The following is an 11953-nucleotide window of genomic DNA, read 5'->3' as shown; positions in this document are numbered from 1 at the left end:
AGTTATTATTATGGATAATGCAAGATTCCATAGAATGGGGAAGCTAGAACTCTTGTGTGAAGAATTTGGACATAAACTTTTACCACTTCCTCCCTACTCACCTGAGTACAATCCTATTGAGAAAACATGGGCTCATATCAAAAAGCACCTCAAAAAGGTATTACCAAGTTGCAATACTTTTTTCGAGGCTCTTTTGTCCTACTCCTGTTTCAGTTGACTATAATTTTTGTCCTGTTGCAACTTTGACAATTTCAATATAGCACTATTTGTTAAAGTTTTTCATCCAAATCTTGAATTGTCATCGAAACATCTTGAATTGTAAAAAAATTAAAAAAAGCAAGCATGAAAAACATACTTTCCTCTTTATATTGTCTTGATACCGACTTGTTGGTAAACTTTTCACCCTGCTATCCCATATCACTTTGACAGACGAAATAATATTAAAGAAACTCCCCTGTAAATTAATCTAGCAAATACAGGGGAGAAATTGATTTTTTAGAAAGTACTATCCTTATTCTTTTTGGGAGATTTTGAAAATATTTTTCTAATTAAATCATCCATATAGGGGCCTAATATACCAACTACTAAACCAATAATAAAACTTTTAAAATCCATAATTACCACCAACATGTAGCTGCATAAGCTACACCTCCAAGTATAGCTCCTCCTGCAGCACCAGCTGCTGCACCTTGCCATGTTCTTGTTTTTATTCCTAGCCGAAGACCTCTTGCTACTCCTCCTCCAACACCTGCTTTGGCAAAATCTCCCCAATTACAATCGCCACCTTCAACGCAAGTAAGCATATCAGTATCCATAATCTCAAATTGTTCCATCATTTTTGTATCCATGACAAATACTCCTTTTTTATTTTTAATTTTTAATTTTTAATTTTTAATTTTTGTCCTGTTGCAACCTTGACAGTTTAAGTATAGCACTGTTTTTAAAATTTTCTTATCTAAATCTTGAATTGTCATCGAAACATCTTGAATTGCAAAAAATTCATTATAAAAGGGTAAGTATTACGAAAACACTTACCCTTTTCTTTTATACTTCATTAAGCTCTACTTTTTATAATACTTCAAGCCCCAAATGAGTAAAAACATGACAATCAAGCAGAGAATAGCGCCAATATAAGCGATTATTTGTTGGTAAGATTCTCCTGCTGTAATACCTCTATACAAACAAATGATAGACATAAAACCTGTCAAGCCGACGAACATGAGTTGATTGGTTCTAGGACTAACCAAATCATCATCTTCAAACTCTCTTACTCTCATTTCCCTAGTGAGATAAACAGTAGCCAAAATAGAAGCCAAGTTAATAACTACTAAAAGAAATTGGAAAACTACGGAAAAATTTAAAAACTGACGAGATAGAAATAGATAAGTAGAAACAACCAAAGGTATCTGTCCGAACAACAACCTCACTAAGAAAACATTGTGTTTTGTTGCAAATATTTTTTTCATTACTATCTCCTTTCCTATGCTAACAGGTAAGTGCACCACCAATCCCACCTAGCACAGCACCAATTGCTCCTGTTCCTATAGCATATGGTCCCAATAGAAATGTCGAACCATAAGTTGTTGCATACCCATCAAGTGCGCCATACGCAATCCCTGCTCCACAAGCAATTGTTCTTCCCCAATCAATATCTCCACCTTCAACGCAAGCAAGCATTTCATTATCCATAACAGAAAATTGTGACATCATTTTTGTATTCATGACAAATACTCCTTTTTATTTTTAATTTTTGTCCTGTTGCAACTTTGACAAGTTTAGTATATCATTGTTTTTTAAAATTTTTCATCCAAATCTTGAATTGTCATCGAAACGTCTTAAATTAGCTTTTTTATTTAAAACTACCTCTAAATTTTTTTAAAAAGATAATTTCTAATCACTTTTTTACCATTCAGGAACTTTCAATGACTATTCAAGATTTCATAAAATATGAACTTATTTTTATGGCATAATATACCTATCCACTATATGAAAGGAATTGCCAATGACTTCTTATAAACGTACATTTGTTCCTCAAATAGATGCTAGAGACTGCGGTGTTGCTGCCTTAGCCTCGATTGCTAAATTCTATGGTTCAGATTTTTCTCTAGCTCACTTGAGAGAACTTGCAAAGACCAATAAAGAAGGAACGACTGCTCTTGGCATTGTAAAAGCCGCTGATGAAATGGGCTTTGAAACAAGACCTGTTCAAGCAGATAAAACTCTCTTTGACATGAGTGATGTCCCCTATCCATTTATCGTTCACGTTAACAAAGAAGGAAAACTCCAACATTACTATGTTGTCTATCAAACAAAGAAAGACTATCTGGTTATTGGTGATCCTGACCCTTCTGTAAAAATCACCAAAATGTCAAAAGAACGCTTTTTCTCTGAATGGACTGGAGTAGCTATTTTTCTAGCTCCCAAACCCAGCTATCAACCCCATAAAGATAAAAAGAATGGCCTACTAAGCTTCCTTCCTCTGATTTTCAAACAAAAATCTCTCATTGCTTACATTGTTCTCTCAAGCTTATTGGTCACTATTATCAATATAGGTGGTTCTTATTATCTTCAAGGAATCTTGGATGAATACATCCCAAATCAGATGAAATCAACTTTAGGAATCATCTCAGTTGGTCTGGTTATAACCTATATCCTCCAACAAATCATGGGCTTCTCCAGAGATTATCTCCTAACCGTTCTGAGTCAAAGATTAAGTATTGATGTGATTTTATCCTATATTCGCCATATTTTTGAACTTCCTATGTCTTTCTTTGCGACACGTCGTACAGGAGAAATCATTTCACGGTTCACAGATGCTAACTCTATTATAGATGCTTTGGCTTCTACCATTCTTTCTCTTTTTCTGGATGTTTCCATTCTGATTCTTGTAGGGGGTGTCTTACTGGCACAAAACCCTAATCTCTTCCTTCTTTCTCTTATTTCCATTCCTATATACATGTTCATCATCTTTTCTTTTATGAAGCCTTTCGAAAAAATGAACCATGATGTCATGCAAAGTAATTCTATGGTTAGCTCTGCCATTATCGAAGATATCAACGGGATTGAAACTATCAAGTCGCTCACGAGTGAAGAAAATCGCTATCAAAATATAGACAGCGAATTTGTAGATTATTTGGAAAAATCCTTTAAGCTCAGTAAATATTCTATTTTACAAACGAGTTTAAAGCAGGGAACAAAATTAGTTCTGAATATCCTTATCCTATGGTTTGGCGCTCAATTAGTCATGTCGAGTAAAATTTCTACCGGTCAGCTGATTACCTTTAACACACTTCTTTCTTACTTTACAACTCCTATGGAAAATATTATCAACCTCCAAACCAAACTCCAATCTGCGAAGGTCGCTAATAACCGTTTGAACGAAGTCTATCTAGTCGAATCTGAATTTAAAGTTCAAGAAAACCCTGTTCATTCACATTTTTTGATGGGCGATATTGAATTTGATGACCTTTCTTATAAGTATGGTTTTGGACGAGATACCTTAACAGATATTAATCTCACGATTAAACAAGGAGATAAGGTTAGCCTAGTTGGAGTCAGTGGTTCTGGTAAAACAACTTTAGCCAAAATGATTGTCAATTTCTTTGAACCCTACAAAGGACATATTTCCATCAATCATCAGGATATTAAAAACATTGATAAAAAAGTCTTGCGCCGTCATATTAATTACCTACCTCAACAAGCCTATATCTTTAATGGCTCTATTTTGGAAAACTTAACTTTGGGAGGTAATCATATGATTAGCCAAGAAGATATTCTAAGAGCTTGTGAATTAGCTGAAATCCGTCAAGACATTGAAAGAATGCCTATGGGCTATCAAACTCATCTCTCTGATGGATCTGGTCTATCAGGAGGACAAAAGCAACGAATAGCCCTCGCTCGTGCTCTTTTAACTAAATCTCCTGTTTTAATACTAGATGAAGCTACTAGCGGTCTTGATGTCTTGACTGAGAAAAAAGTTATAGATAATCTTATGTCCCTCACTGATAAAACCATTCTCTTTGTAGCCCATCGTCTCAGTATAGCCGAACGAACTAATAGTGTCATTGTTCTTGACCAAGGTAAAATCATTGAAGTTGGTAGTCATCAAGAGTTAATGAAGGCGCAGGGCTTCTACCATCATCTATTCAACAAATAAGGAGAATGTTATGAATCCTAATCTTTTTAGAAGCGTCGAGTTTTATCAGAGACGTTACCATAACTATGCGACAGTGTTAATTATACCTCTTTCATTACTGTTTACTTTCATCTTGATTTTCTCCCTAGTTGCTACAAAAGAAATTACTGTTACTTCCCAAGGGGAAATCGCCCCTACAAGTGTCATTGCATCCATTCAGTCGACCAGTGATAATCCTATCCTTGCTAATCATTTAGTGGCAAATCAAGTAGTTGAAAAAGGTGACTTACTCATCAAATACTCTGAAACAATGGAAGAAAGTCAGAAAACTTCCTTAGAAACTCAATTACAAAGACTTGAGAAGCAAAAAGAAGGACTTGGAATTTTGAAACAAAGCTTAGAAAAAGCGACTGATCTTTTTTCTAGTGAGGATGAGTTTGGCTACCATAATACCTTTATGAATTTTACTAAACAAGCTCATGATATTGAGCTAGGTATCTCAAAGACTAACACTGAAGTTTCAAATCAAGCTAATCTTGCCAATAACAGTTCATCAGCTATTGAACAAGAAATTTCAAAAGTTCAACAACAAATTGGAGAATACCAGGAGCTGAGAGATGCTATCATAAATAAAAGAGCACGCTTACCAACTGACAATCCGCACCAGTCAATTTTGAATCGTTATCTTGTAGCCTCACAAGGACAAACACAAGGAACTGCAGAGGAGCCATTTTTATCTCAAATTAATCAAAGTATTGCAGGTCTTGAATCATCTATGGCAAGCCTCAAAATTCAGCAAGCTGGTATCGGAAGTGTAGCAACTTATGATAATAGTTTAGCAACCAAAATTGAAGTACTCCGCACTCAGTTTTTACAGACAGCTTCTCAGCAACAACTAACCGTGGAGAATCAATTAACAGAATTAAAAGTACAACTAGATCAAGCGACACAGCGTTTGGAAAACAATACCTTAACCGCTCCAAGTAAAGGTATCGTTCATCTGAACAGCGAATTTGAAGGTAAAAATAGAATTCCAACTGGTACAGAAATTGCTCAAATATTCCCTGTCATCACAGATACAAGAGAAGTACTAATCACTTACTACGTATCTTCTGACTATCTACCTCTACTAGATAAAGGACAAACTGTAAGATTAAAACTGGAGAAGATTGGAAATCACGGCATTACCATCATCGGCCAACTTCAGACAATTGATCAAACTCCTACCAGAACAGAGCAAGGAAATCTCTTTAAACTAACCGCTCTTGCAAAACTATCTAATGAGGATAGTAAACTCATCCAATATGGCTTACAAGGTCGCGTCACTAGTGTAACTGCAAAGAAAACATATTTTGATTATTTCAAAGATAAAATTTTAACCCATTCTGATTAATTTTCAGATAACACTCTAGAACTATTTAATATCTTATCAAAAAGGAGAATCATAACATGGATAAGAATCAAAACCTAACTTCATTCCAAGAACTAACAACTACTGAACTCAACCAAATTACAGGCGGAGGATGGTGGGAAGATTTCTTATATAGATTTAATGTAATTGAACAAAAAAATACAAAAGGATTTAATCAACCAATACAACTATAAAAAATAAGACCGAGAAACAAGAATTCTCGGTCTTATTTTCATCATTCTGTATGTATCATAGTAAGCACCTGACGAAAGACTTGATCTTGACAGGTGGTATTGAGACTGGCATTAGGATAACTTTCCACAATCTTCATAACAGTATAGAGACCAACCCCTCGGTTCTCCCCTTTAGAACTAACTCCAAAAGAGAAGATTTTAGAAATATCTATGCCCTCTTCTTTGATGGAGTTTTCAATGATAAAGGTCTCCTGTGCTCCATTTTTTAAAAAGGCAATTGAAACGCGAGGTTGACTGATCTCTACACTAGCTTCAATAGCATTGTCACAAAGGATAGACACAATAGTCAGAAAATCAAGCAGACTCATACTCTCGACTTGAATCTCCTCAGGTACTTCGACATTAAAGACAATATCCTTTTCTCTGGCTTTTATAAATTTTCCTGCTAGGAGACTTTTGAGGGCACGATCACGAATATTCACCAATCTGCCAAGGTCATATTTATTGTCCTGCAATTTTTCACTAGAATCTTTTAAGACCGAGTCGTAGACCTCTTTTATCTGCTCCAAATCCTCCTCTTCAATGCCTAGGCGTAAGCTAGTCAAGAGGTTGGTATAATCATGACGAAAGCTCCGTACTTCCTTATAAAGCTCCTCTATCTGCTGACTATACCGCTCCATATCTCTGTAGCGCAAGGCCTGTTCTTGGTTTAGTTTCTCCTGAAGTTTTTCCTTCAAGTAGGTATCCAATTTCTTGATAATCCCCATAAAAAAGAGCAAGTAAAACACCAGAATCAGATGGCGAATAGTCGTTGATTGAATATCTTGTACATATTCTAAATAAGACAAACTTTGCATCACTAGATAGTAGGCTCCCATTATCCAGTTAATCTTAGTCAGGGACTTTTGAAAATCTTTATCTAGAATCTCCCTTCTCAAGCTAGTAAAATCATAATCTAACCATTTCAAAAAGACTAAGACTATGGAGCAAACGAATATCATAATCAACAAAAAGAGAGGATTTCCATCTCCATCTACAATCCCTTGCCCCAAAAATGGAAGTACAAAATAGGAAACTCCTCTGTAAAAGAGATTCACCAATATTATTGGAAAGAGGCCATAAAAGAAAAGGAGTTTTTTAGGAAGCCCTCTTAACAATAAGAAAGATAAGCCTATGCCGAACAAGGGTTCTATAAAATATGACAGATAGTCACTCACAACTAAAAATTGAAAAGTTGCAAAAATGGCCGCTAGAAGAAATTTCAAAAGAAAAGCCTTAAAAATCCTCTCAAAAGTGAGACCAATTCCATCTACCTTAAAGAATATGACAATTTTTAATCCATTAGTAACAAGCGTGTGCAACAATATCCAAGCAATGTTCATAAACTCTCCTAGCTCAGTGTAATTTATTGATGGCTTCAGACACTTCCCTGACCTTATAACGCGCGATTAGACAGCTTCTCCCATTGGGAAAGAAAAGCAGTTTTTCTTTCTTATCCAAATGCACCACATTTGCAGGATTGATGAGAAAAGAGCGGTGGCACTGCAGGAGACGAGGCTCCTGCTTAAGAATCTCCTCTAAACTCGCTGTAAATTCCAGTCTGTCCGTCTCGGTATAGAGAATGACATGATGAGATTTGGGCGACGTTTCGAGATAGTAAACCTCTTTAAAAGGATACTGGAATTGAGCAAATCTTGATTTAAAATAAAAGCAATCTTCCGCCAGACTCTTACTGTCTTGACTATTGGCATAGAGCAGGGCTGTCTCAATACGAGATTCAAACTCCTCTGCCGAAAGGGCCTTATCAATGTAGTCCAAAGCAGACACTTGGTAGCGAAAGGACAGGGGCATAAACTCCGAGTGAGTCGTCACAAAGACTATTAGGGCATAAGGATCCCGATCCCGAATCTTTCTAGCCACCTCTAGGCCTTTCATCTCCTCATTTCGAATCTCAATATCCAAAAAGAATAGCTGATGTGCTCCCTTCTCATGCACCTCTGCCAGCAGTTGGTCTGGCTTGCCAAAAACTTCAAAAGAGCTAGGAATGATATGCTGTTCTTTCAAGAGTTTCTCAATGGTCGTTTCAATTCTAGCTTGTTGGGAAAAATCATCTTCTAAAACAAATATTCTCATCTTCTTACTCTCCTTCTTTCAACCATTTTTGACGAATTTCTCTATAGCGACGTCTGGCATACTTGACAGCGTATTGACCTTCTTCTCCAAGAAAAAGGATTCTTTCTTGAAAATCAATCGATTTTACTTTATCAAGATTGACCAAACAATTTCGATGACACCTCATCAAGTTTTCCCCATATTGGTTCTCAAGATTACTTAAATTTTGAACCATATTAAAACTAGCCTCTTCTGTAACAATCTGTACGGTATGGGCTTTAGTTGGATGTGCTTGGATATAGTAGATATCGTCGACGTTTACTTTATAGACTGTTTTCTGTGTCTGAATAATCATATGTTTCATTGGATTCTCCTCCTAAGAAAAGAATAACAGAAAAGTTCTTACACAAGCCCACCCAATCCTAAACAGTCTTTGAAAACTCCTAAAAGGATTATTTTTCTACAACATCATGATGAGGTTACAACTATTTTATCATAAAATTCACTCAACGCAGTTCAAGACATTTCAATGACAATTAAAGATTTGAAGCTGAAAAAGGAGATAAAAGTGATAAACTGACAGTATCAAAAAACAGTTGCTAGAAACAAGACTAGCACCCAGATTATACTCAATGAAAATCAAAAAGCAAACTAGGAAGCTAGCCACAGGTTGCTCAAAACAGTGTTTTGAGGTTGTGGATAGAACTGACAAAGTTAGCTCAAAACACTGTTTTGAGGTTGCAGATAGAACTGACGTGGTTTGAAGAGATTTTTGAAGAGTATTAGAGGAGGAATTCTCATGACAGATACAGACCCTATCAAAAGAGCTCAGACTTTGATTACTGACTTGAACAAAGCCTACCAAGCATGCAAACAGGCAACCGCTGACGACGTCCGCTTTCAAGAGCAACTGGACAATATCCTCCGCTTTCTCTCTAAAGCTGAGACAGTGGATAATCGATTCTTGATTGAACTGGAAAAATTTTACCAGACTTGCAGTCTTCTCTTGGGACTCAGCGCCCTCAATCCAGATGCTCCTACTCGCGCCGCTTGGAGGGCCTATGACCGCTTCCACTTTGACCAAGTCAAGACCAAGCTGAGTCTCTACGGACCAACCATTCTCTTGTAGAAAATAAAAGAAGCTGAGACAGATTGAACTCAACTTCTTTTTTAGTGTCATATAGGCAAGATTAATCCTGCATCTGACGTTTTACCTGATAAGGCAAATACAAGACTAGTAAAACCAAACCAGCTCCCAGTAAGGCTAGAAGGGCCAGTTTTTCTTGGAAGGTCACAAGACCGACTATTAATTCCACTACTAAAACAAAACTGGTCAATCCTCGGACTACCGCCTGCAAGCCTTTTTCCTTTTGCCCCTTGTCCAGTGGAAAAAGTTGGGTCAAATACTGGTAGTCAAAGGCGTGATAGAGAGCCAGCAACTGGAAGAGCAAGAGGTAGTTAAACAGCACTACCACTGCTGTCGCAATCCAAGCTTGCTCGATAAAGATCTGCGCCAGTATGGAAAGCAAGAGCAGACGGAGACTGAGGGCAAAGAGGTCTCCATTTCGCAGATAAGAACGTAGATAGAGATTTTGCCAAATCTTTCCAGGCACCTTCTGAACAGCCTTTAGGATAAAGTCCAGATAGGCACGACGCTTGACGCTGTTTGAAATTCCCTTGACCTGCGTAAAGAGGGCGAAGAAACGAAGCAAGACTTGCCTACGCTTGCTTTCTTGGGAAATGACATAGTCCCAGTTCAGCCCAGTTTCAGTGAAAAATTTGCTGGCCTTTTGACGAAAGAGGAGATATTTTCCTACCCCCAATAAAAGCACATAGATCAGAAAAAGTGGCAAGCCATAACCCATGGCTAAAAATAAAGGCGCAAATAACAGCAAGAAAAGAGTCTGGATAAAGAGCCAAAAGACTAGGGAAAGGCCAGTTTGACGCTTAAGATAGAGCTTGATTTCTTCTTCGCCAACTAAAAGAAAGAGCTTGTCCGGAGCCTCCATATAGGTGGCAATTCCTCCCCAAAGCAAAAGTAAAACAGACGTAATTCCTACAAACAAAAGGATAGGCCAATGATTTTCAGGAAAATCTTGCAAGAGTTGACTGTATTGGTAGGCTAGAAAGCCTAGCAGGACAAGCAGGAACAAGACAAAGTGGTCATTGAGAACATAGCGCAGATAACCAAGACACTCCTTACGAAAAGCCTGCTTTCTCTTTAAAAACAAGTCTTTCATAGGTCCTCCTCTTTGGTCAGAGCCAAGTAAATATCATTCAAACTAGCCTCAGGCATATCAAAAGCTTCACGCAGTTGCGAGAGATTTCCCTTGGCACTCACCTCACCCTTGTGGAGAATGACAAAGGCATCACACATCTTCTCCGCCGAATCCAGCACGTGGGTACTCATGAGAATGGACTTGCCCTTTTGCTTTTCCACTTCCAAAAGCTGAATCAAGTCGGCAATAGCCAGCGGATCGAGACCAAGGAAAGGCTCATCCACAATGAAGAGACTCGGGTCCACCACAAAAGCACAGATAATCATGACCTTCTGCTTCATTCCTTTGGAGAAATGAACAGGGAACCAGTCCAATTTCTTGTCCAGACGGAACATTTTTAACAAAGGTTCTACTCGCTCAAAAGCCACCTTTTGCTCAATACCATAAGCCATGGCAACCGTTTCGATATGTTCTCTGAGGGTCAATTCCTCATACAGGCTAGGTGTCTCGGGAATGTAACCAATCTGCTTGCGGTAGCTCGTTGCATCTTCTTGCAGGGTCAGACCATTGATATTAATGGAGCCACTATAAGGTGTCAACAGCCCGATAATCTCATTGATCGTCGTCGATTTCCCAGCACCATTGAGACCAATCAGACCGACCAACTGCCCACTTTCAACAGTAAAGGACACATCTTTCAAGACAGGGACATGAACATAGCCACCTGTCAGGTTTTTAATTTCTAACATATTTTCTCCAAATCTGGTATAATGTAGCTATATTATATCAAAATTCAATACAGTAGAGGTAGATTTTATGTCAGATTGCATTTTTTGTAAAATCATCGCAGGGGAAATTCCTGCTTCAAAAGTATATGAAGATGAGCAGGTTCTTGCCTTTCTTGATATCTCTCAAGTGACACCAGGACACACCTTAGTCGTGCCAAAAGAACACTATCGCAATCTTTTGGAAATGGACGCTACTAGCGCCAGCCAACTCTTTACCCAAGTGCCAACAGTGGCTCAAAAAATCATGAAAGCCACTAAGGCTGCTGGTATGAATATCATTGCCAACTGTGAAGAAATCGCTGGACAAACAGTTTTTCATACCCACGTTCACCTTGTACCTCGTTACAGTTCAGACGATGACCTCAAGATTGATTTTATCGCCCACGAACCAGACTTTGACAAACTTGCTCAAGTCGCTGAAACCATCAAAAACGCCTAAGGAGTTGCCATGAAATTATCCAATTTACTGCTATTTGCAGGAGCTGCAGCCGGAAGTTATCTGGTCACAAAAAATCGCCAAACCATCACAGATGAAGTCTTGAATACTACTGACCGCGTTCAAGCTATCAAAGACGATGTGGATATTATCCAAAATAGCCTGCAAATCATCGACCAGCAAAAAGAACTCATCAAGGAATACCAAGAAGACCTGACTTACAAGTTTAAGATCTTAGAAAAAGATATCCAGACTAGACTAGCTGTGATAAAAGAAACACAGGAACTTGAAGATAAGTAAAAAGAGCTACTCGGCTCTTTTTTAAAATGTAAACAAGTTATATCCCATCAACTATACATCACAATTTAGACAACTCATACTCAATAAAAATCAAAGAGCAAACTAGAAAGCTAGGCACAGGCTGCTCAAAACACGGTTTTGAGGTTGTAGACAAGCCGACGCTGACGTGGTTTGAAGAGATTTTTGAAGAGTATTATTCACCATTTCACAACTAAATCGAAGGCTTTCCGCCGTAGTCATAACCACCCGTGAAAACGGGTGGCTTGTACACCGGCTATAAGCCGTTTCTCTCCAGCGGCGTCTAAAGACGCTCGCTGAACTTCGTTCAGGTCGTGCTATATTACTTGACTAATGCCCG

The 11953-nt window shown here is 38.0% G+C and carries 17 protein-coding genes; 8 read left to right on the top strand and 9 right to left on the bottom strand.

Annotation, left to right across the window (positions count from 1 at the left end; all coding sequences use genetic code 11):
* Positions 1-217, top strand: a 217-nt coding sequence (locus ADI86_RS11195; RefSeq protein WP_193390662.1) for a transposase, incomplete at its 5' end; no start/stop codon positions are given.
* Between the two features lie 278 nt (positions 218-495).
* Here ADI86_RS11195 and ADI86_RS06360 read toward each other — a convergent pair.
* The 4 genes from ADI86_RS06360 to ADI86_RS06345 all read right to left on the bottom strand — a co-directional run bounded on the left by ADI86_RS06360 (position 496) and on the right by ADI86_RS06345 (position 1722).
* Positions 496-615 carry a PncF family bacteriocin immunity protein gene (locus ADI86_RS06360; RefSeq protein ID WP_033679746.1) on the bottom strand — a complete coding sequence of 40 codons (120 nt, stop codon included), beginning with the start codon at positions 613-615 and terminating at the stop codon, positions 496-498.
* Positions 616-617: 2 nt separating this feature from the next.
* Positions 618-848 (bottom strand): bacteriocin class II family protein, encoded by a 231-nt coding sequence (locus tag ADI86_RS06355; RefSeq protein WP_049532241.1) that lies wholly within the window; start codon positions 846-848, stop codon positions 618-620.
* A 213-nt stretch (positions 849-1061) separates the two neighbouring features.
* On the bottom strand, positions 1062-1466 hold the full coding sequence (locus ADI86_RS06350) for a hypothetical protein (RefSeq protein ID WP_033684775.1): 405 nt from the start codon (positions 1464-1466) through the stop codon (positions 1062-1064).
* Between the two features lie 19 nt (positions 1467-1485).
* Positions 1486-1722: a Blp family class II bacteriocin gene (locus ADI86_RS06345; protein WP_049532240.1), complete on the bottom strand. Its 237-nt coding sequence runs from the start codon at positions 1720-1722 to the stop codon at positions 1486-1488.
* Between the two features lie 280 nt (positions 1723-2002).
* On the opposite strand from ADI86_RS06345, the gene blpA reads away from it, so the two are divergent.
* Genes blpA through blpC form a run of 3 tightly spaced genes read left to right on the top strand, consistent with a single transcriptional unit; the run spans position 2003 to position 5740 of the window.
* Entirely contained in the window at positions 2003-4156 is a 2154-nt protein-coding gene (gene blpA, locus ADI86_RS06340) for a peptide cleavage/export ABC transporter BlpA (protein ID WP_049532239.1), read from the top strand.
* 10 nt (positions 4157-4166) lie between these two features.
* On the top strand, positions 4167-5528 hold the full coding sequence (locus ADI86_RS06335) for a bacteriocin secretion accessory protein (protein ID WP_049532238.1): 1362 nt from the start codon (positions 4167-4169) through the stop codon (positions 5526-5528).
* 56 nt (positions 5529-5584) lie between these two features.
* On the top strand, positions 5585-5740 hold the full coding sequence (blpC, locus tag ADI86_RS06330) for a quorum-sensing system pheromone BlpC (protein ID WP_049532237.1): 156 nt from the start codon (positions 5585-5587) through the stop codon (positions 5738-5740).
* Between the two features lie 41 nt (positions 5741-5781).
* On the opposite strand, the gene ADI86_RS06325 is transcribed toward blpC, so the two are convergent.
* From ADI86_RS06325 to ADI86_RS06315, 3 genes are read right to left on the bottom strand one after another with little or no spacing between them, the layout of a single operon-like run.
* A complete protein-coding gene (locus ADI86_RS06325) occupies positions 5782-7122 on the bottom strand; it encodes a sensor histidine kinase (RefSeq protein WP_049532236.1) in 1341 nt (446 codons plus the stop codon).
* 13 nt (positions 7123-7135) lie between these two features.
* On the bottom strand, positions 7136-7873 hold the full coding sequence (locus ADI86_RS06320; RefSeq protein WP_049532235.1) for a response regulator transcription factor: 738 nt from the start codon (positions 7871-7873) through the stop codon (positions 7136-7138).
* Between the two features lie 4 nt (positions 7874-7877).
* Entirely contained in the window at positions 7878-8216 is a 339-nt protein-coding gene (locus tag ADI86_RS06315; protein ID WP_033679706.1) for a LytTR family DNA-binding domain-containing protein, read from the bottom strand.
* A 268-nt stretch (positions 8217-8484) separates the two neighbouring features.
* On the opposite strand from ADI86_RS06315, the gene ADI86_RS12450 reads away from it, so the two are divergent.
* Positions 8485-8616: a hypothetical protein gene (locus ADI86_RS12450; RefSeq protein WP_275043690.1), complete on the top strand. Its 132-nt coding sequence runs from the start codon at positions 8485-8487 to the stop codon at positions 8614-8616.
* Between the two features lie 35 nt (positions 8617-8651).
* Positions 8652-8981 (top strand): hypothetical protein, encoded by a 330-nt coding sequence (locus ADI86_RS06310; protein ID WP_049532234.1) that lies wholly within the window; start codon positions 8652-8654, stop codon positions 8979-8981.
* Positions 8982-9042: 61 nt separating this feature from the next.
* Here the strand turns inward: ADI86_RS06310 and ADI86_RS06305 are convergent, their stop codons facing one another.
* Together ADI86_RS06305 and ADI86_RS06300 are read right to left on the bottom strand one after the other, a co-directional pair.
* A complete protein-coding gene (locus tag ADI86_RS06305) occupies positions 9043-10092 on the bottom strand; it encodes an ABC transporter permease (protein WP_049532233.1) in 1050 nt (349 codons plus the stop codon).
* Positions 10089-10820: an ABC transporter ATP-binding protein gene (locus ADI86_RS06300; protein WP_049532232.1), complete on the bottom strand. Its 732-nt coding sequence runs from the start codon at positions 10818-10820 to the stop codon at positions 10089-10091. The genes ADI86_RS06305 and ADI86_RS06300 overlap by 4 nt, the downstream gene beginning before the upstream one ends.
* A 67-nt stretch (positions 10821-10887) precedes the next feature.
* Here ADI86_RS06300 and ADI86_RS06295 point away from each other — a divergent pair, with 67 nt between their 5' ends.
* Together ADI86_RS06295 and ADI86_RS06290 are read left to right on the top strand one after the other, a co-directional pair.
* The gene (locus tag ADI86_RS06295) at positions 10888-11298 is read left to right on the top strand and encodes an HIT family protein (protein ID WP_049532231.1); all 411 of its coding nucleotides are present in this window, start codon (positions 10888-10890) and stop codon (positions 11296-11298) included.
* Positions 11299-11307: 9 nt separating this feature from the next.
* Positions 11308-11595 carry a hypothetical protein gene (locus ADI86_RS06290; protein WP_049532230.1) on the top strand — a complete coding sequence of 96 codons (288 nt, stop codon included), beginning with the start codon at positions 11308-11310 and terminating at the stop codon, positions 11593-11595.
* Positions 11596-11953 lie beyond the last annotated feature (358 nt).

The organism is Streptococcus pseudopneumoniae (genome assembly GCF_001074975.1).
Classification (GTDB): Bacteria; Bacillota; Bacilli; order Lactobacillales; family Streptococcaceae; genus Streptococcus; species Streptococcus pseudopneumoniae_D.
Note: the sequence above shows the minus strand (reverse complement) of the source record. Positions and strands in the feature narration are given on the sequence as shown.

What these genes read in the sequence shown, in the direction of transcription:
- blpC (WP_049532237.1), top strand. Translation starts at nt 5,585, where the DNA reads ATGGATAAGAATCAAAACCTAACTTCATTCCAAGAACTAACAACTACT.
- ADI86_RS06320 (WP_049532235.1), bottom strand. Translation starts at nt 7,873, where the DNA reads ATGAGAATATTTGTTTTAGAAGATGATTTTTCCCAACAAGCTAGAATT.
- ADI86_RS06345 (WP_049532240.1), bottom strand. Translation starts at nt 1,722, where the DNA reads ATGAATACAAAAATGATGTCACAATTTTCTGTTATGGATAATGAAATG.
- ADI86_RS06295 (WP_049532231.1), top strand. Translation starts at nt 10,888, where the DNA reads ATGTCAGATTGCATTTTTTGTAAAATCATCGCAGGGGAAATTCCTGCT.
- ADI86_RS06350 (WP_033684775.1), bottom strand. Translation starts at nt 1,466, where the DNA reads ATGAAAAAAATATTTGCAACAAAACACAATGTTTTCTTAGTGAGGTTG.
- ADI86_RS06305 (WP_049532233.1), bottom strand. Translation starts at nt 10,092, where the DNA reads ATGAAAGACTTGTTTTTAAAGAGAAAGCAGGCTTTTCGTAAGGAGTGT.
- ADI86_RS06300 (WP_049532232.1), bottom strand. Translation starts at nt 10,820, where the DNA reads ATGTTAGAAATTAAAAACCTGACAGGTGGCTATGTTCATGTCCCTGTC.
- ADI86_RS06315 (WP_033679706.1), bottom strand. Translation starts at nt 8,216, where the DNA reads ATGAAACATATGATTATTCAGACACAGAAAACAGTCTATAAAGTAAAC.
- ADI86_RS06335 (WP_049532238.1), top strand. Translation starts at nt 4,167, where the DNA reads ATGAATCCTAATCTTTTTAGAAGCGTCGAGTTTTATCAGAGACGTTAC.
- ADI86_RS06290 (WP_049532230.1), top strand. Translation starts at nt 11,308, where the DNA reads ATGAAATTATCCAATTTACTGCTATTTGCAGGAGCTGCAGCCGGAAGT.
- blpA (WP_049532239.1), top strand. Translation starts at nt 2,003, where the DNA reads ATGACTTCTTATAAACGTACATTTGTTCCTCAAATAGATGCTAGAGAC.
- ADI86_RS12450 (WP_275043690.1), top strand. Translation starts at nt 8,485, where the DNA reads ATGAAAATCAAAAAGCAAACTAGGAAGCTAGCCACAGGTTGCTCAAAA.
- ADI86_RS06355 (WP_049532241.1), bottom strand. Translation starts at nt 848, where the DNA reads ATGGATACAAAAATGATGGAACAATTTGAGATTATGGATACTGATATG.
- ADI86_RS06360 (WP_033679746.1), bottom strand. Translation starts at nt 615, where the DNA reads ATGGATTTTAAAAGTTTTATTATTGGTTTAGTAGTTGGTATATTAGGC.
- ADI86_RS06310 (WP_049532234.1), top strand. Translation starts at nt 8,652, where the DNA reads ATGACAGATACAGACCCTATCAAAAGAGCTCAGACTTTGATTACTGAC.
- ADI86_RS06325 (WP_049532236.1), bottom strand. Translation starts at nt 7,122, where the DNA reads ATGAACATTGCTTGGATATTGTTGCACACGCTTGTTACTAATGGATTA.